This is a genomic window from Pigmentiphaga litoralis (assembly GCF_048632615.1).
Lineage (GTDB): Bacteria > Pseudomonadota > Gammaproteobacteria > Burkholderiales > Burkholderiaceae_B > Pigmentiphaga > Pigmentiphaga litoralis_B.
In genome coordinates this window covers 5,348,228-5,369,148 of the sequence record NZ_CP184479.1, presented here as the reverse complement: position 1 = coordinate 5,369,148, position 20,921 = coordinate 5,348,228, and the positions used below count along the sequence as shown (strand labels likewise).

The window sequence follows — 20,921 nt, the reverse complement described above, 5'->3', positions numbered from 1 at the left end:
CGTCCAGACGCCTTACGCGCCCTTCAGGCAAGCCGCCGTCACGCGCAGCATGGCGTCATGAGCGAACAGCTTGGCGTTGAGCGGATGCGCGGCAATCCTGCGCTGGCGGGTCAGCCAGCGCGCCATATCCGCTACGCCATGGCGGCTGGCACGAGCCGCCACCCGGCCCAACGGGTCCGCCAACGACGGAAAGTAGCGTACCGGCACGCCCGCCTGCAGCAGTGCCAGATCGGTACACCACCGCTGCAGCGCATCGATCCACTCCGCAGCGGGCACCTTGTCCAGCGCGTCGACCAGCGCCCCGGTATCCGGCGCCTGGCCGCGCGCCAGCGCTTGCGCCAGCGTTTCCAGCCAGTCGGCCCGTACCGGTAGGTCGGCCTCGATGCGTCGGGCCGCCGCGACAGGCGCGCCGCCCACCGCCGCCAGTTGCGCCGCCGCGTCCTGGACCCCGCGTGCTTCCAGCCACGGCAAGGCCACCTCGGCGGGCGGCGTCGCCAGCGGCAGTCGCCGGCACCGCGACACCAGTGTCGGCAGCAGACGGTCCGGCGCGTCGGACACCAGCAGAAAAACGGTGTGGGGCGGCGGTTCCTCCAGCACCTTCAGCAGGCCGTTGGCCGAGATGGTGTTGAGCGTTTCGGCCGGGTACAGTACGACCACCCGCAGCCCGCCCCGATGCGTTCCGGTATTGACCCAGGATTCCATGGCCCGGATCTGTTCGATCCGTATTTCCTTTGATGGCGCGCGCTTGCTGGCAGCCTTGCCCGCTTCCGCCGGCTCTTCCATGTCGCCATCCAGTGCATCTTCCAGCACGCCTTCGGCCAAGGCCACGGCTTCGGGGCGGATGCGCCGGAAGTCCGGGTGATTGCCCGAACCGTACCAGGTACATGCCGAGCACACGCCACAGGCCAGTCCACCCTGCGGGGACTCGCATAGCAGCGCCGCTGCCGCAGCCCGGGCAAATTCCACCTTGCCGATGCCTGCCAGGCCGTGGATCAGCCAGGCGTGGGCAAACCGTTCACGCTGCTGGGCGCCCAGCCATTCCCGCGCTGTGTCGAGCTGCCACGGGTAGAACTGCGGCACGCTCATGCCGTTTCGCCTTTCAGCAGCGCGGCCAGGTCGGCGGCCAGGTCTTCCCGGATCGCCTCGATGCTGCGGCTGGAATCGACAATGCGGATGCGCCCGCCCGACGTCTGCGCGCGTGCATGGTAAGCCGCCCGCGTCCGTTCGAAGAAGGCATCTCCTTCCCGTTCGAAACGGTCCAGGTCCCGCGACCGGTTCAGGCGCTCACGCGCCACGGCCAAGGGCACGTCGAACAGCCAGGTGCGGTCCGGCTGCAGGTCGCCCTGCACCCAGGCCTCAAGCGCCGCAATGCGTGCCGCGCCCAATTGCCGCCCTCCGCCCTGATACGCATAACTGGCGTCGGTAAACCGGTCGCAGACGACCCACTGCCCTGCGTCCAACGCCGGCTGAATGACCGTGTGCAGATGCTCGCATCGGCCGGCAAACATCAGCAGTGTTTCGGTGTCCAGCCGCATCGGATCGTTCAGCAGCAGGTCGCGCAGCTTTTCTCCCAGCGGCGTGCCGCCCGGTTCCCGTGTCTGGATGACGGACAGGCCCCGTTCACGCAGTTGCGCCACCAGCCAGTCCACGTGGGTGCTCTTGCCGGCGCCGTCCACCCCTTCCAGGGTGATGAATCGGCCTCGCGGCCTACGCAAAGTCGGTGTGCTCATCATTTCTTTTGCCCGCGGCCCAGTTGATAGGTGCCAACGGCGCGATTGTGTTCATCCAGCGACGAGGAAAAGGCACTGGTGCCGTTGCCGCGCGATACGAAGTACAGGTATTTGTGCGGCTCGGGCAGCACGGCCGCCAGCAGCGACGCCCGGCCCGGATTCGAGATCGGCGTGGGCGGCAGGCCGCGGCGCGTGTAGGTGTTCCACGCCGTATCGGCCTGCAGGTCACGGCGGCGCAGGTTGCCGTCAAAGCTTTCGCCCAGGCCGTAGATCACCGTGGGATCGGTCTGCAGCGGCATGCCGATGCGCAACCGGTTGATGAACACGCCGGAAATGCGGTCGCGTTCGGCTTCATGGCCAGTTTCCTTTTCGATGATGGAAGCCAGGATCAGTGCCTCATAGGGCGTCTTGAGCGGAAGGTCGGCAGCGCGCTTGTTCCATACCTCTTCCAGCTCGTGCGCCTGCGCCCGATACGCGCGCCGCAGGATGTCGATGTCGCTGGACCCCACCGAAAACAGGTAGGTGTCCGGAAAGAACAGGCCCTCCGGATGATTGGCGGTGGTGCCCAGCAGCGCAAGCAGGGCCGCGTCGTCCACGCCGTCCAGCGTGTGACGGATGTCCGGATGCCGCCGCAGCGCTGCGCGGATCTGCCGGTAATTCCAGCCTTCGATAAACGTGACGTCGCGCTGGGTCACGTCGCCGCGCGTCAACCGGTTCAGCACCGTCCACAGGGAATCACCGCGAACGATCTCGTACCCGCCCGCCTTGACCTTGCGGTCCGCGCCGGTGAGTCGGGCAAAGGCCACCAGGGCGTCGGGGTAGACCGGGATGCCGGCTTCCTGCAATTGGCGGGCGATGCTGCGCAGGCTGGATCCTTCGTCGATCACGAAATCGACCTTGTCGGCGGACAGGGCCAGCGGCGCGCGCAGCCAGTACAGTCCGCCCGCGGCGACCAGACCGGCCAGCAGCAGCGGCACGAGGATCACGATCGCGATCAGTCGTTTCTTGGAGAAATGTGGTTTTTGCATGGGCTGCCTATAATACTTCGATCATCTTCCGGGGCTTACCCACTATGCATGCGCTCCACGCATTATCCCCTGTTCCCGCAGCCGGGCTGGCCGATGGCGCCGTCGCCCTCACGCCGCTCGACATGCTGTCGGTCGTGCACGCCGCCGGCGCCGACACGCTCACCTTCCTGCAAGGGCAACTGACCCAGGACGTGAAATCGCTGGACGCCCACCAGGCCCGTCTGGCGGGCTACTGCACGGCCAAGGGCCGCCTCCTGGCCAGCGGCGTGGTGTGGATGGATAACGCACGCACCGAGCCCCAGGCGGCCGACGGCGGATACTACCTGATGGTGTCGTCCGATCTGGCCGCTGCTTTCCAGAAGCGCCTGTCCATGTTCGTGCTGCGCGCCAAGGTCAAGCTGGCCGCCGCTCCCCTCAAGGTCATTGGCGTCATGGCAGGTCCTGGGGGCGTTACCGCTTTGAACGCCGTGTTTGGCAACCTGCCGCGCGGCGCGTGGGATCGGGTCGACCTGCCCAGCGGCACCTGGATCGCGGCGCCCGCCGCCGCCCAAGCGGCTGACGGTGTGCAGGCGCGCTGGTGGTGGGTGGGCACCGAAGATGCCGTGGGCGCCGCCATTGCGGCCCTCGGTGCCGCCGCATTGCGGGCGGATACGTCTGCCTGGCAGGCCGATGACATCGCTGCCGGCCTGCCCTGGATCACCGCGGCCACGCAAGACGTGTTCGTGCCGCAGACCGTGAATCTGGAACTGGTGGGCGGCGTCAGCTTCACCAAAGGCTGCTACCCCGGCCAGGAAGTGGTCGCGCGCAGCCATTACCTGGGCAAGCTCAAGCGCCGCATGTTCCGTGGCACCGCTCAGGCGGGCGATGTCCGGGCCGGAAACCTGCAACCCGGCGCCCTGCCCGGCACCGACATCTTTCACAGCGCCGATCCCGCCCAACCCTGCGGCCGGGTGGTCAACGCTGCGTGGTCGGGTCAGGCTGGCGATGCCGCCGCATCGCAGGTGGCCGTGCTGTTCGAAAGCACCTTCGTCTCGATGGAAAGCGGCACGGTGCACCTGGGCGCCGCCGACGGCCCGGTGCTGAACGTGCTTCCGCTTCCTTACCCTCTGGCCGACAAGGGCGCCTGACCCTGGCCGCCTGCGGTCAAGTCACCCCCACGCCCTGCCCCGAACAACCCGACGCCGCCTGACGGCGTCCTTACAACGCGTCAGCCGCTCCGGCCCACTGCCGCCCCGCTTGCCAGGGGTGCCTGCTTTTTCTATTGAAGGGTCGTCCCATGTCCGTGTCTTCTCATCTCTATGTGTATTACAAGCTGGCCGATGCCGACCAGGCCGCGGCTCGCCTGCTGGCCTTCCAGGTGCTCGACGCAGGAAAGCCCTGGTGCGACCGCACCGCGCTGCAACGCCGCCCGGAACTGCGCGATGGCGTCAGCACCTGGATGGAAACCTACGAGAACGTGTGGGACATCGGCGCGCTCGAACAGGCGATCAACACCGCCGCCATCAGTTCCGGCCTGAGTGCGCGCCTGGCCAGCCCGCGCCACGCAGAGATCTTCGAGGACATTCCCGTTTCTCTCGACTTCGGCAGCATCGAGTAATCCGCAACATGTGTCTGATTGCCTTTGCCTGGGATCCCACCGGCCCCCAGCGCCTCGTGGTCGTGGCCAACCGGGACGAGTTCTATACCCGTCCCACGGCCCCCGCCGATTGGTGGGAAGATGCCCCGGACCTGTGGGCCGGCCGCGACCTGATGGCCGGCGGCACCTGGATGGGCATTACGCGTTCCGGCCGCTTTGCGGCGCTGACCAACTACCGTGAAGCCAATACCTACCGGGCCAACCTGCTGTCGCGAGGGCATCTGGTGGCCGACTTCCTGACCGGCACGGCGTCGCCCGGCGCCTATCTCGACACGGTGGCGCGCAGCGCCGGCCAGTTCAACGGATTCAATCTGGTCACCGGCATCCTGACGGGGGATCACCCTGCACTCTGGTATTTCGGGCATCGTCCAGGCGGGTATCCGGCCGTGGCGCCGATCTCGCTGGACGCCGGGGTGTACGGGCTGTCCAACGCGGTGCTCGACACGCCCTGGCCAAAAGTCGTCCGCACGGCGGGTAGCCTGGCCATGCTCAAGGCCACCGAGGCGAAGGTGCCGGCCTATCTGGCCCTGCTCAGCGATCCGGCCGAAGCGGAAGACCTGGACCTGCCAAGCACCGGGGTGCCCATAGAATGGGAACGCACGCTGTCGGCCGCCTTCATCGTCAGTCCGACGTATGGCACGCGCGCCCAGACCGTCATCCAGGTCAAGGACGACCAGGCCGACGTGGTCGAGCGCAGTTTTGACAACGCCAAGCAAGGCGGCGCGCTGGCGCCCGCCCAGGTGCGTCAGGCCACGTTCGTGATGTCGAAGGCCGACCGCAAGTAAGCGATGCTGTCCCGGTGCGCTTGCCGGGCCACGCGCAGCGCGCCGCCCATGTTGTAGAAGGCGTGGACGGCGCCTGGATACAGGGTGCAGGTCACATGACAGTTGGACGCGGCCAGACGGTTGGCCAGCGCCAGCCCCTCGTCCACCAGCGGATCGCACTCGGCCAGTTGCAGGAAGGTCGGCGCCACGCCGCGCCAGTCGGGGGCGTCAAGCACCGCGAAGCGCCAGTCCAGGCGATCGGCGTCATCGCGCAGATAATTGCCAAAGAACCATTGGATGGTCCGGGCATCCAGCAGATAGCCTTCGGCGTAGGCGGCATGCGAGGGCGTGTCCTGCCAGGCGCAGGTGCCCGGGTACAGCAGGATCTGCCCCCGCAGGGGCAGGCCGCCGTCCCGCGCCCGCAACGTGGCCTGCGCCGTCAGGGTGCCGCCGGCGCTGTCGCCCATGCCGACCACCGCGTAGGGATCGATACCCAGTTCGCGGTGCTCGCCGAATGCCCACTCCCACGCGTCGAACACGTCTTGCGCGGCGGTGGGAAAGCGATGTTCCGGCGCCAGCCGGTAGTCCAGCGACAGCACCTTGCAGGCGGCGCCATTGGCCAGCATCCGGCACACGGCGTCGTAGCTGTCGACGCTGCCGAGGGTAAAGCCCCCGCCGTGGGTAAAGATCACCAGCGGCGCGGTGGTGGCGGCCAGGTGTCCCGTGTACAGCCGGGCTCCGATACGCCCGTTGGCCACCGGAATCTCAAGGTCGGTCACCTGGGCAACGGGCTGGGCGGCGATTTCCAGGATTTTGCTGGCTTTCTCGTGGAACTCGCGAGCGCCGGCTGGCGTGTACTGCCAATACGGCGGCCGGTTGGCGCGGTGGATACGCGACACCAGATCGGCCACCTGCGGGTCCAAAGGGCGCGGATGCTGCAGCGGCGGAAACGCGGCATCAGTGCCGCGTGGGCTCATGGCGCCGCGCAAGATCGGGTGACCACCGCTCATCGCTGAGGCGTCGCCAGCGACTTGCGAATGAATTTGAACGTGCCGGTGCCTTTGGCAACCAGGGTGCCGTCCTCATCCAGCAGTTCGCCGTCGCAGAACGCCATGGTGGTGGACCGGTGATAACAATGCCCATGCGCCACCAGCACCGCGCCCTTGCCGGGCCGCACAAAGGTGGTCTTCATTTCCACGGTGGCCGCGCCGGGCCGCTCGGGGTGGTCGGACCGGGCGGCGTTTGCCATGGCCACGTCGAGCAGCGTCATGATCACGCCGCCATGCCCCACATGCCAGCTGTTCTGGTGGTGAGGCTGCATGGGCAGACGGATTTCACAGCGGCCGGCCTCGGCAATCACGAACTCGCCGCCAAGCCAGTCAAGAAAGGGAATGGACGGCGGCGTCAGGGGACCCTCTACGGGACGCGTCATCGATCAGCGCGCCGCGGGCACGACGTAATCCATGCACTCCCGTCCGGCGCGGATGGCCGACATGAAAGGCTTGATCGCCACGTGGGTCGGGTGCCCCTGGTAGGCGTCGAGCGCTTCCTGGCTGTCGAACAGCGAATTGAGCACCACATCGAACGTCGCTTCCATGCCGGGCGTCGCGACGCCCACTTCGAACTCGACGATGCCGGGCACACAATCCTTCACGCTTTCGAGCGAGGCTTTCACCTTCGCAAGATTGTCGGCGCGGCTGGCGCCCTCGGCGTGGTCCTTGAGCTTCCACATCACAATATGGCGAATCATGCTGGTCCTGAAGAAATAAGAAAGTTGGCGGCCTTACGCCGTGCGGCCCGGCAGTGCCCCGCCGCGCGTCGACCGCTGCGCCAGGATCGCCGCCATCAGCAGGCCCCCCAGCACGGTAATGTGTTCGATGACCACATACATTTCCAGGGTGGCCGCGGGCTGGGGCATGGTCCAGAAGGCATGGGCAACGGGAATGGTCGCAATGGTGAACACGGCCAGTGCGCCTGCGCCGAGCCAGGCGTAGCGGTTGAAAATGATCATGAGCGACCCGGCCAGTTGCACGACCAGGGTCAGCACGTTGAACAGCCAGGCGGGCTCCAGGCCAAAGTGCGCCATCTCGCCGACGCCACCCTGGAAATCGATCAATTTGGACAGCCCGCTGCCCCAGTACATGAAGGTCAGCAGCACACGTGCAAACACGTTCACGGCAGGAGAGTCGAGCAGGCGGGCGATCGGGGTAGGTGTCATGGTGGCGGCGCTCAAAGGGTGGATGACGACTGCACGTTACACAACGCCAGCGATATTACGCGATTACTCACTTTTCCCGCCATCCGCCGTCATCCTTACGGACCGGTGCGCCCACGCGATTGAACACCGTCCAGGATTACTGCATCATCCGCCCACTACCCTGTCTGGATGTCCCAGTTGCTCATGTCCTTTCCCCGCTTCGTCGTCAGGCACCCGCATGCCGGCCGCATCGCCCTCCTGGCGCTGCTGGCTTGCCTGACCGTGAACGCGATCGCCCTGTGGGCCGCCTTGCAGCAACCGTGGCTGGGTCTGGAACTGCGCGTTGGGGAATCGGAACATGGCGTGCTGGCGGATGCCGTTCCCTATGGGCCGGCGCATGCGCTGGGGCAGGATGCCCAACTGCTGGATCTGGCGACATTCACCGGCAGCGGCGCCATCCGGGTCCGGGCCGACGATCTGGCGTCCACGGCCAGTCACCTGGACACGGTCGAAGATCAGCAGCGCTTCTTTGCCCGGCAGTCTCATCTGGCCGGCCTGCTGCAACAGCCGGTGCTGCTCAGTTGGAAGACGCGTTTCGGCGCCATGGCGCAAACCGTGATCACGCCTGCCCCGCGCCCCGTGAGCGCCCTGCCCTCGACCTGGTGGTGGCGGCAGGGTCTGTCCAGTGCGGCGTTCATGCTGGCGGTCATGGTCTGGCTGGTGCGGCCCGCCGCAGCGGCGGCACGCTGGTTCGGCCTGAGCGGGGTCATGGTCCTGCTGTCGGTGTCGGCCGCCACGCTCTATCGCACGCGCGACCTGGCCATTGCGGGCGACAGCTTCCGTCATCTCATGGTCCTGAGCCACACCGCCACCACGGTCTTTGGCTGCACGCTGATGGCGGTGCTGCTGCTGTTCCCGGGCGCCCTGATCCGGCAGCGCACCCTGGCGGCGATCATTGCGCCGTTCGCGGTATGGTGGGCCCTTGGGCTGGCCGGCATGGCGTCGGGTGACAGCGTCGTGCCCCGCGTGCCGGCCTTGCCCATCATGGGGGTCCTGCTGACGGCGGCGGCGCTGCAGTTCCGGGCCAGCCGCCACCGGCCGGCCGATCGGGTCGCCTGGCGCTGGATGGGCACCTTCGTGCTGCTGGGCGCCGTATGGCTGGCGGGCGCGCTGATCACTGGCGCGTTCTATGGCGTGCAGCTGCGCGCCGGATGGGTCACGGCAGCCGTACTGGTCTACGCCGGGGTTGCCGCCGGGCTGCTGCGCCAGTACCTGGCGCCGCCCAAACCCCGGACGCGGCCCGCCAGCGTCTAGAACAGCGCCTTGCCGACCCACCAGGCCCCGGCGGCCACCAGCGCCGATGCGGGAATCGTCAGGATCCAGGCCCACACGATGTTGCCGGCAAGACCCCAGCGCACGGCGCTGAACTTGCGGGTCGTGCCCACACCGACAATGGCGCCGGTGATCGTGTGCGTGGTCGACACCGGGATCCCCAGGATCGCGGCCAGGAACAGGGTCAGCGCCCCGCCTGACTCGGCGCAGAACCCGCCCACCGGCTTGAGCTTGGTGATCTTCTGGCCCATGGTCTTCACGATACGCCAGCCGCCAAACATCGTGCCAAGGGCGATGGCGACATAACAGCTGATGACGACCCACGACGGTACTTCCTCACGCGCGCCCGGCACGTTGGCGGCGATCAGCAGCAGCCAGATGATGCCAATGGTCTTCTGGGCATCGTTGCCGCCGTGGCCCAGGCTGTACAGCCCGGCCGACACGAGCTGCAGGCGGCGGAACCACTTGTCTACCTTCAGCGGTTTGACCCCCACCATCATCCACGACACGATCAGCATCAGCAGACCGCCCAGGAAGAAACCCAGCATGGGCGAGATCACGATGAACGCGATCACGTACAGAATTTCCGAGCCCGCCAGCGCGGCCGGGCCGGCGCTGGCCAGGCCGGCGCCCACGATACCGCCGATCAGCGCATGCGACGACGAAGACGGAATGCCGAAATACCAGGTGATCACGTTCCACGCAATCGCGCCGACCAAAGCGGCAAAGATGACGTAGTGATCCACCAGGCCAGGATCGATGATGCCCTTGCCGACCGTGGCCGCGACCTTCAAATGAAAGATGAACAGCGCCAGGAAGTTGAAGAACGCGGCGAACGCCACCGCGTGGTGCGGCTTCAGAACGCCGGTTGATACCACCGTGGCGATCGAATTGGCGGCGTCATGAAACCCGTTCATGAAGTCGAAAATCAGCGCCAATCCGACCAGCAATACCAGCGTGGTGAGACTGATGTGGAGCGTATCCATGGTCTCGATCGCCTCAGGCGTTCTCGAGGACGATGCCCTCAATCAGGTTCGCGACGTCTTCGCAGCGGTCGGTGATTTCTTCCAGCGTCTCGTAGACCGCTTTCATCTTGATCAGCTGACGGGTATCGGCTTCGTCGCGGAACAGGCGTCCCATGCCGCGGCGCATCACCCGATCAGCGTCCGATTCCAGGCGATCGATCTCGCCGCAGATCTTCATGATGCTTTCGGTGTCCGTCAGGTCATGCATCAGGCTCACGACCATGAAGATGCGGTCGCAGCATTGCACGCCGATTTCGGCAAGGGCGCAGGCGTCTGGCGTGACGCTGCGAACGTCATACAAGGTGATGCACTGTCCCACGTCTTCCATCAGGTCGAGGATGTCGTCCATGGTGGTGATGAGGGTGTGGATCTGATCACGATCGAGCGGCGTGATGAAGGTCTTGTGCAACAGATCGACCGTGTCATGCGTGATCTTGTCGGCTTTCTTTTCCAGCGTTTCGATATTCTTGATGCGAACGTCGGCATCTTTCAGATTGGCCAACAGCGCAACGAGTTCACGGCTGCCCTGTTTGCACAGATCGGCGTGGGCCACGAACATATCGAAAAAACGTGCCTCTTTAGGCATGAAGCGTGCAAACATCGCGTCCTCTCATTGCGCCATATGACAGATATGTGACGCGTTTAAAACCGGGCGCAGTTTAGCAGAGCTTCACGCCGGGCTTGGCAGCAAAATGCGTGTTTCTTCCCGCAAGGCCGAAGGAATGCGGCCGGACGTCCCCGTCGGACGTGGCTAGTATTGCGCGGCCGAGAAATTCTGGAACTTGGTGTACTGCCCCTGCCAGGTCAGCCGCACCGTACCGATCGGACCGTTCCGCTGCTTGCCAATGATGATCTCGGCCGTGCCCTTGTCCGGCGTATCGGGGTTGTAGACCTCGTCGCGATAGATGAACAGGATCACGTCGGCATCCTGCTCGATGGCGCCCGATTCCCGCAGGTCACTCATCACCGGGCGTTTGTTGGGGCGCTGCTCCAGGCTTCGGTTCAGTTGGGACAGCGCGATCAGCGGGCATCCCAGCTCCTTGGCCAGCCCCTTCAGGGACCGGCTGATTTCCGAGATTTCGGTTGCCCGGTTCTCGCCACCGGTATTGCCCGACATCAGCTGCAGGTAATCGATAATGATCAGCCCCAGCGTGCCGCACTGGCGCGCCAGCCGGCGGGCCCGGGCCCGCACTTCCATGGACGTCAGCGCGGGCGTCTCGTCGATGTAGAGCTGGGTGTCCTGCATCTTGGTGATGGCATGGGTCAGGTTCGGCCAGTCCTCGTCCAGCAGCTTGCCGGTCCGCAGGCGGTGCTGGTCCAGGTACCCGATGGACCCCAGCACCCGCATCGCCAGCTGCGACGCGCCCATTTCCATCGAGAACACGGCTACAGGCAAGCCTTGGTCGACAGCAATGTTTTCACCGATGTTGATCGAAAACGCCGTCTTGCCCATCGAAGGACGGCCCGCCACGATGATCAGGTCGCCGGGCTGCAGGCCGGACGTCATCTTGTCCAGGTCCGAAAAGCCCGTGGACACGCCAGTCACGTCGGATGTGCTGTCGCGGTGGTACAGCTCGTCGATACGTTCGACCACCCTGGTCAGCAGCGGCTGCAGTTCCTGCCAGCCCCCTGCCCCGCGCGCGCCCTCTTCGGCGATCTGGAAAATCTTGGATTCGGCTTCGTCCAGCAGCTGGCGGGTATCTTTGCCCTGCGGGTTGAAGGCGCCCGACGAAATGTCGTCCGCCACGGTCACGAGCTTGCGCAACACCGACCGGTCACGAACGATCTCGCCGTAACGGCGGATGTTCGCAGCCGACGGCGTATTCTGCGCCAGGGAGTTCAGGTAGGCCAGGCCGCCGGCATCTTCAGCCTTGCCGGACGTCTGCAGCGATTCGTACACGGTAATCACGTCGGCCGGCCGGGCCAGCGCAATCAGCCGGGCAATGTGCTGGTAAATGATGCGGTGGTCGAAACGATAGAAGTCGTCTTCTTTGACCACGTCGGCAATACGGTCCCACGCCGCATTGTCCAGCAGCAGGCCGCCCAGGACGGACTGTTCCGCCTCGACGGAATGCGGGGGAATACGAAGGTTTTCAATCTGGGGATCTGGAGCGTTCATTCAGGAGGCGCAACCTTGACATCGAACTCGGCCTGCGATTCGGCCTTGAAGGTCGACAGTGTACCCGCCCCCTGGCGGACCGGACAAACCCGCGCAGGGCAAGGCCGGATAGGCCGGCGGGCAAAGGCAGGGGTATCGTTGCGCTGCGCTTCCTTGCGGCAAACGCGGCAATACTCACCTTGCTGAGGTCCTCACCATGACGCTTACCCTGGATTCGACGTGCGCAGGCCTGATCGACTTCATCGATCGCCATCATCCCGAACAGATCGCGTTTCTGAAGGCGCTTGTCCAGGTGCCGTCCGACAATCCACCGGGCGATTGCCAGCCGCATGGCGAGGCAGCGCGGGCGCGGCTCGAAGCGCTTGGATTGCCGGTCGAAACCCACCCGGTGCCCGCCGATGCCCTGCAGGCGGTCGGCATGCGGTCGGCGGTGAACCTGATCGTGCGCCGCACCTTCGGCCAGGGCGGGCCGACGATTGCGCTCAATGCCCACGGCGACGTGGTACCGCCCGGCCAGGGATGGACCCATGACCCCTACGGTGGCGACATCGTCACACCCCCGAAGGCGCCGCCATGGTCGGCCGCGGGGTAGCGGTGTCCAAATCGGACTTCGCCACCTACACCTGGGCGCTGCTGGCCCTGATCGACGCCGAAGCGCGGGGGCAGGCGCTGAACGGCACGATCGAACTGCACTTTACGTATGACGAGGAAACCGGGGGTGAGGTCGGCCCCAAGTGGCTGCTGGACCATCATCTGACCCGGCCCGATTACGCCATTGCAGCCGGATTCGCCTATGGGATCACCTCCGCGCACAACGGCTGCCTGCACCTGCAGGTCGACGTGATCGGCAAGCAGGCGCATGCCGCCATGCCTCACACCGGTATCGATGCGCTGGAAGGCGCAACGCACGTGCTGCAGGCACTGTATGCCTATCGGCGCCAACTGGCGGGGCAACGGTCGCGCGTTCCCGGCATCGACTGCGCCACGTTGAACGTGGGCCTGATCCACGGCGGCATCAACACCAACGTCGTGCCCGATCGCGTCACGATGCGGATCGACCGCCGAATGATTCCCGAAGAAGCGGGGTTCGATGCCGAGGGCGAACTGCGCCGCATCATCCAGGATGCCGTCGAAGCCGCGCCGGGCATCGAGGTCACGATCACGCGCATCCTGCTGGCGGAGCCCTTGATCGAACTGCCCGCCGCGGCAACGCTGATCGCCGCACTTCAGGCCCGGGCGGCGCAGATCATGAACGTGCCCGTGCCCGTGCACGGCGCACCGCTGTACACCGATGCCCGCCATTACGCCGCGCGGGGCATTCCGACCGTACTGTACGGCGCCGGCCCCCGGACGCTGATGGAGGCGCGCGGACACAACACCGACGAGAATCTGCGCCTGGAAGATCTGCGCAAGGCGACCTGCGTGGTGGCGTTGACACTGGCTGATTTGATGGGGTGAGCAATGCGATGCGCGTGAGGCGGCATGGCAAGGCGGCCAGCACGCGTCGGCCTGGACCGTGCCGGAATCCGAAAACGCCCTTGTGGACAGCGTTGCGGGCGGCCACACGGGAGACGAAAAATACCGGCCCTGAAGCCGGTATCTTTCAATGCATGAAGCGAGGCGACGTCAGCAGACCCTGCCGCAGCCGCCCCCTTCAGCAGGCAGGCCGATCAGCCTTCACCCGACACGATGACAGTGACGTTGGCCGCCACGTCGGTGTGCAGAGCGATCTCGACCGGGAATTCGCCGATGGTCTTCAGCGGGCCGTTGGGCAGGCGAACCATGCCCTTTTCCACGCTTGGGAAGCCATTTTGCTGCAGGGCTTGCGCCACGTCAGCGTTGGTGACCGAACCGAACAGACGGCCGTCAACACCGGCTTTCTGCGAGATACGAACGGTCTGGCCTTCCAGGTTGCTGCCAACCGACTGCGCCGCGGCCAGCTTTTCGGCCTGAGCCTTTTCCAGTTCAGCGCGCTTGGCTTCGAATTCAGCCAGAGCAACTTGCGTGGCACGCTTGGCTTTCTTTTGCGGGATCAGGAAGTTACGGGCATAGCCGTTCTTGACCTTGACCACATCGCCCAGACCGCCGAGGTTGATGACTTTTTCAAGCAAGATGATTTGCATAATGTGCTCCCGCCAATCAGCTGTTGTGGTTGTCGGTGTAGGCCAGCAGCGCAAGGAAACGCGCACGCTTGATGGCCGTGTCCAGCTGACGCTGGTAGTGCGCCTTCGTACCGGTCAAACGAGCAGGAATGATCTTGCCGTTTTCCTGGATGAAGTCGCGCAGCACGTCGACATCTTTGTAATCGATCTGTTCAACACCCGCTGCCGAGAAGCGGCAGAACTTGCGACGCTTGAACAGCGGGTTTTGTTGACCAAACTTCTTCTTTTCTTTCCGTTTGCCAAATGCGGCCATGATGTACCCCTTGGGTATTCAATCCGTTTCGTTACCAGAGACCGGGGCTGCCGCAGCCGGATCCGACGCGCCGTGCGCGACCGTGACCGCCTGCTGAATGTGCAACCTCAGTCTGCTTGACCCTTTCCGGGTCGCTGCCAGAAATCCCTGGATCTGCATCCGCCTGCCGAGCGCCGTGCGTTCGAGCGAGCGAGCCAGATCACCAATGGCCAGGGCGCTGACCGTCATGTCCACGCGGCGTGCTCTGCCACCTTCCATGACTTCGGATTCATGCGCAAGCATCAGTTCCAGCACCGGAATCCCGGCGGGGGTGTACCTGAGAGGCTTGCATTCGACGACTTCCGCCGTCAGTTGAACCCGGTTCAACGCACTGCCGCCCGGCGCCCGACGATCACGTCAGGCTGGTGCCAAGCGCAGGGATACGACATCGACCTGTGTTCCGGTGCGGAACCTGCGCTCAAGCCTCGGCTTGGGCGGGTTCGGAAGAAACCTTGCGAGCCTCTTCGCGCTCGACGATCTTCATCATCGGCGACGGAGCGGTTTCAGCCTTCTTCAGCTTCACGACCAGGTGACGCAGCACGGCGTCGTTGTAGCGGAAAGCGTGTTCAAGTTCGTCGAGCGTGGCTTGATTGCACTCGATGTTCATGCACACGTAGTGCGCCTTCACAAGCTTCTGGATCGGGTATGCCAATTGGCGGCGGCCCCAATCTTCCAGGCGGTGAATGACGCCTTCTTGGCCGGTAATCAGCGTCTTGTAACGCTCGACCATGGCCGGAACCTGTTCGCTCTGGTCCGGGTGAACAATAAATACCACTTCGTAGTGACGCATCGAAGCTCCTTGTGGATGCCCTTCTTTCGAAGAGAGTTAGTCCGCCAGCGTCTGTAGGCGGACAAGGGTTAAATCCGATCCATGGTTGACCGATCTTCATGCTTCGGTAAAAAAGCAGGCCAAAAGGCCGCCGGGCGTTCAATCGCCTGGCTTCACATCGATAACGCAGACACTTTGCGGGATCGGAGCGGCGCACCGTGGCGCCGACGTTTGCGCAGCATCGCGCAAAAAAGTTAGCCCATGATTATTGCTGACCCGGGCGGAGAAAGCAAGAGCGGCGTGGCAGTACGGTCAAACAACACGCCCATGGACATCGCTGTCCAGCTTTCGCTTGCGCAAAGCGGAGCACTGTATAAAAATACAGCTACTGGATAAACGTACAGAGCAGCGTCAGTCTTCCAGCGTCGTCGCTAGTCAGTACCGCCTATCAGTACCGCTAGTCCCTACCGCTACAGCGGCTTTTGCGGAGCAACCATGCCCAAGCTTACTGCCCGTCAGCAAGAAATCCTCGACCTGATCCGTCAGGCCATCCGCCTTACCGGTTTCCCCCACCCGCGCCGAAATCGCCAAGCAGCTGGGCTTTCGTTCGCCCAACGCGGCCGAAGAACACCTGAAAGCCCTGGCGCGCAAAGGCGTGATCGAACTGGCTGCGGGCACGTCGCGTGGCATCCGCCTGGTAAACGAACCCGTTGCGGAACCGCTTGCGCTCCCAGCCGCGCTGGCCCAACTGATGTTGCCCCTGGTGGGACGTGTCGCGGCAGGTAGCCCGATCCTTGCCGCCGAACATATCGACAAGAGCATAGGCGTCGACGAAGCCCTCTTTTCGATGCGTCCGGATTACCTCCTGAAAGTGCGCGGGCTGAGCATGCGTGACGCCGGCATCCTGGAAGGCGATCTGCTCGCCGTCAAGAAAACGACCGAGGCCCGCGACGGCCAGATCATCGTGGCCCGGCTGGGCGACGAAGTGACCGTCAAACGCCTCAAACACACCTCCGCGGGCCTGCAGTTGCTGCCTGAAAACCCCGACTTCCAGCCTATCGAAGTCAGCCGGGACCGCGATGACTTTGCTGTGGAAGGCATTGCCGTCGGTCTCATCCGCGCCGGCATCCTCCACTAACCGGAGATTGACCATGACCGTGACTCGCCCTGGCATCCACAGCGGCTTTGCAACGCTCGACGCCGCCCTCCCCGACGGCGGCTGGCCCGCGGCCGGCGTAACGCAGATCCTGATCCCGCGCAACGGCGCGGGGAACTGCGCCTGCTGGCGCCATGCCTGCGGCAGCTGACGCAAACCGGGCGTACGGTTGCCCTGCTCGTACCTGCCTATCTGTCCTATGCCCCCACGCTGATCCAGTATGGCATCGACCTGAACCATGTCCGTATCGTTCGCAGCGCCTCGCCGCTCGAAGGCATGGCGTCGATCGAAGCTGACCTGCAAGACGCCATGTTTGGCGCGGTCGTGGTCTGGATGCCCCCTTGGCCGCGGCCGACGCCAACGTCATTCGCACCTTGCAACTGGCCGGCCGTCTGTCCCGCTGCCCGGTCTTCCTGTTCAGCGCAGGCGACAGCCAGGACCAGTTGCCCGCCTCGTCGGTGTCGACCGCGCCGCTGCAGTTGCAGGTCAGGTCGCCCATTGGTGACACGGTGCAGCTGCAGCGTATCGACCACGCCAGGCCAAACGCCCATCCGGTCATCAGTCTGAGCCTGCCCGTGCCGCAAGTCCGCCTGCGCACGCGGCAAACGCCGCCAGCCAGCGGCGTCGCCAAAGCCCTGCTTGCCAACCAGAAGGCTGCCCGCCCGGTACCGGAACCCCGCGCGTCGCTGCGTACGTCATTGATCCACATCGCCGCCAATATCGCTGCATCCGCCGCGTCAGCCGCTGCGGCCGCCGCCGCGTCAACGGCCTCGCTGGCCGCAGCCGAGCCCCTGGGGCACGCCGCCGGTGCCGGCTCAGCAACCGCGCCTGCCCGCAGCCCGTGGCCGTTCAAGCAACGTCGCCGTACGCCCGACACGCCGGTCGTGCCAGGCAAGCCGGGTGCCGGCCGTTTGATGAACTGATATCCACTGAACGAGTCTGTCGTACAGGGCGACCCGGCGGGTCGCTTTTTTCGTTCGCTCGACGCCGCATGACAGGACCGCAGGGGTATTTGCCAGTTCGGCCAGCCAATTCGTTAACATGTGAGGTTGCTGGCTACGCCGTGCCGCCGGGCCTCTTCCCGGGTACGTGACGTCTCGGCCACGCAGCGCAACCACAGGCACTCTCATGAAAACCCAGAAGATCGAGTTCTATCGCCACCCGGCCGGCGGCTGGGGCGCACTCAAAAGCGTCGCCAGCCAATTGCTGGGGCATGGCATTCCGGCCAAGGGCGCCAAGACCATGCTGTCGGCCAATCAGCCCGACGGTTTCGATTGTCCTGGGTGCGCATGGCCGGACCGCGATCACGCGTCCACCTTCGAATTCTGTGAAAACGGTGTCAAGGCGGTTGCCGCCGAAGCCACGTCGCGCCGCGCGACCGCCGACTTCTTCAGGACACACACCGTCTCGACCTTGCTCAAGGAAAGCGACTTCTTCCTGGAGGACCAGGGCCGCCTGACCGAGCCCCTGGCTTATGACGCCGGTACGGACACCTATGTCCCGATCAGCTGGGACGACGCTTTCGCCACCATTGGCCGGCACCTGCGCGCCCTGCCCGATCCGGATCAGGCGATCTTCTACACGTCGGGCCGAACCAGCAACGAGGCTGCGTTCCTGTACCAGCTGTTCGTGCGCGAGTACGGGACCAACAATTTTCCAGATTGTTCGAACATGTGCCACGAGCCGAGCGGGACGGGCCTGCGGTCCAGCATCGGCGTGGGCAAAGGTACGGTCACGCTGGACGACTTCGAGCGTGCCGACACCATCTTCATTTTCGGCCAGAACCCCGGCACCAACCATCCGCGCATGCTGGGTGAACTGCGCGCCGCCGCCAAACGTGGCGCGCGCATCGTTTCCTTCAATCCGCTGCGTGAACGCGGGCTCGAACGGTTTGCCAATCCGCAAAGCCCGATGGCCATGCTGGGCCTGGGCTCGAACTTCATCAGCACCGACTATCACCAGTTGCGCATCGGCGGCGACCTGGCGGCGATCAAGGGCATCATCAAGCATGTGATCGAGGCCGACGACGCCGCCGTGGCGGCCGGTCAGCCGCGCGTGCTCGATACGGCGTTCATTGCCGAACACACGCATGGCTTCGACATCTTCGTGGCCGACATCCGTGCCGAAAGCTGGGAAGCGATCGAGGCCGAATCCGGACTGCCCGAAGCCCAGCTGCGCGCCACGGGCGAAACCTACCTTGCCGCCAAGGCCGTGATTGCATGCTGGGGCATGGGCATTACGCAGCACAAACATTCGGTCGCCACGATCCAGATGATCACCAACCTGTTGCTGCTGCGCGGGCACATCGGGCGGCCAGGTGCGGGCGCCTGCCCTGTGCGGGGTCACAGCAATGTGCAAGGCGACCGTACCATGGGGATCTACGAACAGCCCTCGCAGGCGTTCCTGGATCGCCTTGACGCCGTGTTCGGCATCCAGACACCGCGCACCGCCGGTTTCGACACGATCGCCGCCATCCAGGCAATGCGTGACGGCAAGGCCAGTGTCTTTATCGGCATGGGCGGCAACTTTGCCAGCGCCACGCCCGATACCGCCGTGACCGAAGCCGCGCTGCGTCGATGCGCATTGACCGTGCACGTTTCGACCAAACTCAACCGCAGCCACCTCGTGCATGGCAAGGACGCGTTGATCCTGCCCTGCCTGGGTCGCACCGAGATCGACCTGCAGGCCGGCGGCGCGCAGGGCGTCACCGTGGAAGATTCCATGAGCATGGTGCACCTGTCCTCGGGGATCAATCCGCCAGCATCGGACCATCTGCTGTCCGAACCGGCCATCGTCGCGCGCATGGCCAAGGCCACGCTGCCCGACAGCCGGATCGACTGGCTGGGCCTCGTCGAAGACTATGACCGAATTCGTGGGCTCATCGAACAGGTGTTCGACGACTTTGCCGGCTTCAACGACAAGCTGCGGCATCCTGGCGGTTTTCGGTTGCGCAACACGGCATCCGAACGGGTATGGAACACGCCTACCGGCAAGGCGAATTTCTTCGCGCAGCCCATCCCGCGGGACCTGCCCATCCACCAGGCGCGCCAGCACACCGATGACCTCGTGTTCAACCTGGCCACGGTCCGCTCGCACGACCAGTACAACACCACCATCTATGGCATGAACGACCGCTATCGCGGCGTGTACGGTCATCGCCGCGTGGTGTTCATCCACGGCGACGACATTCGGGCGTTGGGCATGAAGGCGGGCGACTGGGTAGACCTGACCAGCATCGACACCGAGGGCAGGAAGCGTCGGGCGGACCGTTTTCTCCTCGTGGAATACGCGATTCCGCGGGGCTGTATCGCAAGCTACTATCCCGAGACGAACGGCCTGGTGCCCCTGTCCAGCTTTGCGGACCAGGCGCGCACTCCAACTTCGAAATCCATCCCGGTCATGCTGACGCCGCATCATGCCCACGCCCGGAGCGACTCGACGTCGACCACCGATGCAAACACCCTCGCCTGAAGCCTTACTCGCCATCCTGCAGGAATACCCCACGGGCGTGTCGCTCCCCAAGCTCTCCAAACGCCTGGGCGAACGGGCCAGCGTCGTATTGCGCGCGCTGGCCTTGATGGGCGATGGCTTTGGCAACCGACGCGGACCAGGCTGGGTGCGCGTCGAACAGACGGACGGCGTATGGAATATCACGATCACGCCGGCAGGCCGTCAGGCCCTGCAGCAGCCATGACGACGGACGACCAGGCTCATTCAAGCGCCGCGCAGGCATTCGGTCGCGCGAACGGTAGCAGCAGCGCTACTGCGGGGGACGGGACTGCCGCCCCTTGCGGGTGGAGCGCCAAGGGCGAGGATGGCTACGCTGACCTGACGACCGTGCCGGCATCACGCACCGTCGCTGCGCAGCGTGCCACGCCAGAGATCGACAAGGCGATCGACGTCATCGTTGCCGAAGAAACGCCGATCGCACTCGTGTTCAACGGCATCTCGCACGCCGTGATGATGGCCACCCCCGCTGACCTGGAAGCCTTTGCATTGGGCTTTGCCTTGTCGGAAGGCATTCTGGATGGCATCGACGCCTGCCGCGACATTGAACTGCACGGCAGCTCGCTGGGTATCGAGGTTCACCTGACCATCGGGTCCGCCGAATTCGCCCGGCTCAAAGACCGCCGCCGCTCGCTGGCCGGCCGCACCGGCTGCGGCCTGTGCGGCATCGACAGCCTGGCGGCACTGGACTTGCACAGCGGTCCGGTCGCTCGGCCGGCCTGGACACGTGCCTTGTCCCTGGACACGGTCATGTCCGCCATGTCCGCCTTGCCCGACCAACAACCCTTGAATGCACTGACCGGCGGCGTGCATGCCGCGGCCTGGGCCCTGCCTGATGGCACCCTCTATAAGGTCATGGAAGATGTCGGTAGACATAACGCGCTGGACAAACTGATTGGCTGGCTCGCACAGGAAGCGGATGGCGGCACCGTACCTGAGGGCTTCGTGGCCATGTCCAGCCGGGCGAGTTACGAACTGGTGCGCAAGTGCGCGCGAATGGGATACCCGGCATTGACGACGATTTCGGCTCCCAGCGCGTTGGCCATCGAACTGGCGACCCAGGCCGGCATGGCGCTGTATTCCTTTTGCCGGCCGCCCAAGGGAATGACGCGTTTCGTCGCATGAGCGCCCATTGACGACTTCCCCGGCCCAGCTGCGGCGATGCGTCGAACCTGTCTTGCGATACGCGCGATTCAGGACCCGT

23 protein-coding genes and 2 pseudogenes are annotated in these 20,921 nt (G+C 64.9%); 11 read left to right on the top strand and 14 right to left on the bottom strand.

The window, feature by feature from the left end; genetic code table 11:
* Positions 1-12: 12 nt before the first annotated feature.
* Genes holB through mltG form a run of 3 tightly spaced genes read right to left on the bottom strand, consistent with a single transcriptional unit; the run spans position 13 to position 2,758 of the window.
* A complete protein-coding gene (gene holB / locus ACNANG_RS24875; protein WP_420225285.1) occupies positions 13-1,086 on the bottom strand; it encodes a DNA polymerase III subunit delta' in 1,074 nt (357 codons plus the stop codon).
* Positions 1,083-1,733: a dTMP kinase gene (gene tmk, locus ACNANG_RS24870; protein ID WP_420225283.1), complete on the bottom strand. Its 651-nt coding sequence runs from the start codon at positions 1,731-1,733 to the stop codon at positions 1,083-1,085. Before tmk ends, holB begins: the two co-directional genes overlap by 4 nt.
* Complete coding sequence (gene mltG, locus ACNANG_RS24865; RefSeq protein WP_420225281.1) at positions 1,730-2,758, bottom strand: endolytic transglycosylase MltG; 1,029 nt, start codon at positions 2,756-2,758, stop codon at positions 1,730-1,732. The genes tmk and mltG overlap by 4 nt, the downstream gene beginning before the upstream one ends.
* A gap of 44 nt (positions 2,759-2,802) precedes the next feature.
* Between mltG and ACNANG_RS24860 the strand changes: the two genes are divergently transcribed.
* The 3 genes from ACNANG_RS24860 (at position 2,803) to ACNANG_RS24850 (ending at position 5,179) form a co-directional block, all read left to right on the top strand.
* Positions 2,803-3,885: a YgfZ/GcvT domain-containing protein gene (locus ACNANG_RS24860; protein WP_420225280.1), complete on the top strand. Its 1,083-nt coding sequence runs from the start codon at positions 2,803-2,805 to the stop codon at positions 3,883-3,885.
* Positions 3,886-4,034: 149 nt separating this feature from the next.
* Positions 4,035-4,355, top strand: coding sequence for a DUF4936 family protein (locus ACNANG_RS24855; protein WP_420225278.1), 321 nt, complete (start codon positions 4,035-4,037; stop codon positions 4,353-4,355).
* 8 nt (positions 4,356-4,363) lie between these two features.
* Positions 4,364-5,179, top strand: a complete 816-nt coding sequence (locus ACNANG_RS24850) for an NRDE family protein (RefSeq protein ID WP_420225276.1) — start codon at positions 4,364-4,366, stop codon at positions 5,177-5,179.
* Here ACNANG_RS24850 and ACNANG_RS24845 read toward each other — a convergent pair.
* From ACNANG_RS24845 to ACNANG_RS24830, 4 genes are read right to left on the bottom strand one after another with little or no spacing between them, the layout of a single operon-like run.
* Positions 5,140-6,135, bottom strand: coding sequence for an alpha/beta hydrolase (locus tag ACNANG_RS24845; protein WP_420225275.1), 996 nt, complete (start codon positions 6,133-6,135; stop codon positions 5,140-5,142). The two genes, ACNANG_RS24850 and ACNANG_RS24845, sit on opposite strands and share 40 nt — an antisense overlap.
* Before the next feature lie 29 nt (positions 6,136-6,164).
* On the bottom strand, positions 6,165-6,590 hold the full coding sequence (locus ACNANG_RS24840; RefSeq protein ID WP_420225274.1) for a PaaI family thioesterase: 426 nt from the start codon (positions 6,588-6,590) through the stop codon (positions 6,165-6,167).
* 3 nt (positions 6,591-6,593) lie between these two features.
* The gene (locus tag ACNANG_RS24835) at positions 6,594-6,908 is read right to left on the bottom strand and encodes a Dabb family protein (protein ID WP_420225273.1); all 315 of its coding nucleotides are present in this window, start codon (positions 6,906-6,908) and stop codon (positions 6,594-6,596) included.
* Positions 6,909-6,941: 33 nt separating this feature from the next.
* Complete coding sequence (locus tag ACNANG_RS24830; RefSeq protein WP_420225272.1) at positions 6,942-7,376, bottom strand: DoxX family protein; 435 nt, start codon at positions 7,374-7,376, stop codon at positions 6,942-6,944.
* A 183-nt stretch (positions 7,377-7,559) separates the two neighbouring features.
* On the opposite strand from ACNANG_RS24830, the gene ACNANG_RS24825 reads away from it, so the two are divergent.
* Positions 7,560-8,669 carry a hypothetical protein gene (locus tag ACNANG_RS24825; RefSeq protein WP_420225271.1) on the top strand — a complete coding sequence of 370 codons (1,110 nt, stop codon included), beginning with the start codon at positions 7,560-7,562 and terminating at the stop codon, positions 8,667-8,669.
* On the opposite strand, the gene ACNANG_RS24820 is transcribed toward ACNANG_RS24825, so the two are convergent.
* From ACNANG_RS24820 to ACNANG_RS24810, 3 genes are all read right to left on the bottom strand, one after another.
* Positions 8,666-9,673, bottom strand: a complete 1,008-nt coding sequence (locus tag ACNANG_RS24820; protein WP_420225270.1) for an inorganic phosphate transporter — start codon at positions 9,671-9,673, stop codon at positions 8,666-8,668. The two genes, ACNANG_RS24825 and ACNANG_RS24820, sit on opposite strands and share 4 nt — an antisense overlap.
* A gap of 13 nt (positions 9,674-9,686) precedes the next feature.
* The gene (locus ACNANG_RS24815) at positions 9,687-10,313 is read right to left on the bottom strand and encodes a DUF47 domain-containing protein (RefSeq protein ID WP_420225268.1); all 627 of its coding nucleotides are present in this window, start codon (positions 10,311-10,313) and stop codon (positions 9,687-9,689) included.
* A gap of 150 nt (positions 10,314-10,463) precedes the next feature.
* On the bottom strand, positions 10,464-11,831 hold the full coding sequence (locus ACNANG_RS24810) for a replicative DNA helicase (protein ID WP_420225266.1): 1,368 nt from the start codon (positions 11,829-11,831) through the stop codon (positions 10,464-10,466).
* A gap of 196 nt (positions 11,832-12,027) precedes the next feature.
* On the opposite strand from ACNANG_RS24810, the pseudogene ACNANG_RS24805 reads away from it, so the two are divergent.
* Positions 12,028-13,289, top strand: a pseudogene (locus ACNANG_RS24805) (M20/M25/M40 family metallo-hydrolase).
* Positions 13,290-13,501: 212 nt separating this feature from the next.
* Here ACNANG_RS24805 and rplI read toward each other — a convergent pair.
* The 4 genes from rplI to rpsF form a co-directional block, all read right to left on the bottom strand.
* Positions 13,502-13,954 carry a 50S ribosomal protein L9 gene (gene rplI / locus ACNANG_RS24800; RefSeq protein WP_420225265.1) on the bottom strand — a complete coding sequence of 151 codons (453 nt, stop codon included), beginning with the start codon at positions 13,952-13,954 and terminating at the stop codon, positions 13,502-13,504.
* 16 nt (positions 13,955-13,970) lie between these two features.
* Positions 13,971-14,246 carry a 30S ribosomal protein S18 gene (gene rpsR, locus ACNANG_RS24795; RefSeq protein ID WP_420225264.1) on the bottom strand — a complete coding sequence of 92 codons (276 nt, stop codon included), beginning with the start codon at positions 14,244-14,246 and terminating at the stop codon, positions 13,971-13,973.
* Between the two features lie 18 nt (positions 14,247-14,264).
* Positions 14,265-14,612 carry a primosomal replication protein N gene (gene priB / locus ACNANG_RS24790; RefSeq protein ID WP_420225263.1) on the bottom strand — a complete coding sequence of 116 codons (348 nt, stop codon included), beginning with the start codon at positions 14,610-14,612 and terminating at the stop codon, positions 14,265-14,267.
* 91 nt (positions 14,613-14,703) lie between these two features.
* On the bottom strand, positions 14,704-15,075 hold the full coding sequence (gene rpsF / locus ACNANG_RS24785) for a 30S ribosomal protein S6 (protein WP_179587606.1): 372 nt from the start codon (positions 15,073-15,075) through the stop codon (positions 14,704-14,706).
* 474 nt (positions 15,076-15,549) lie between these two features.
* Between rpsF and lexA the strand changes: the two are divergent.
* The 6 genes and pseudogenes from lexA (at position 15,550) to fdhD (ending at position 20,842) form a co-directional block, all read left to right on the top strand.
* A pseudogene (lexA, locus tag ACNANG_RS24780) lies at positions 15,550-16,192 on the top strand (transcriptional repressor LexA).
* A gap of 13 nt (positions 16,193-16,205) precedes the next feature.
* On the top strand, positions 16,206-16,361 hold the full coding sequence (locus ACNANG_RS24775) for a hypothetical protein (RefSeq protein WP_420225262.1): 156 nt from the start codon (positions 16,206-16,208) through the stop codon (positions 16,359-16,361).
* A 190-nt stretch (positions 16,362-16,551) separates the two neighbouring features.
* The gene (locus ACNANG_RS24770) at positions 16,552-17,133 is read left to right on the top strand and encodes a hypothetical protein (RefSeq protein ID WP_420225261.1); all 582 of its coding nucleotides are present in this window, start codon (positions 16,552-16,554) and stop codon (positions 17,131-17,133) included.
* Between the two features lie 205 nt (positions 17,134-17,338).
* The gene (locus ACNANG_RS24765) at positions 17,339-19,681 is read left to right on the top strand and encodes an FdhF/YdeP family oxidoreductase (RefSeq protein WP_420225260.1); all 2,343 of its coding nucleotides are present in this window, start codon (positions 17,339-17,341) and stop codon (positions 19,679-19,681) included.
* Positions 19,662-19,904, top strand: a complete 243-nt coding sequence (locus ACNANG_RS24760) for a hypothetical protein (protein WP_420225259.1) — start codon at positions 19,662-19,664, stop codon at positions 19,902-19,904. The genes ACNANG_RS24765 and ACNANG_RS24760 overlap by 20 nt, the downstream gene beginning before the upstream one ends.
* Positions 19,901-20,842 (top strand): formate dehydrogenase accessory sulfurtransferase FdhD, encoded by a 942-nt coding sequence (gene fdhD / locus ACNANG_RS24755; protein ID WP_420225257.1) that lies wholly within the window; start codon positions 19,901-19,903, stop codon positions 20,840-20,842. Before ACNANG_RS24760 ends, fdhD begins: the two co-directional genes overlap by 4 nt.
* Positions 20,843-20,921: the final 79 nt, after the last annotated feature.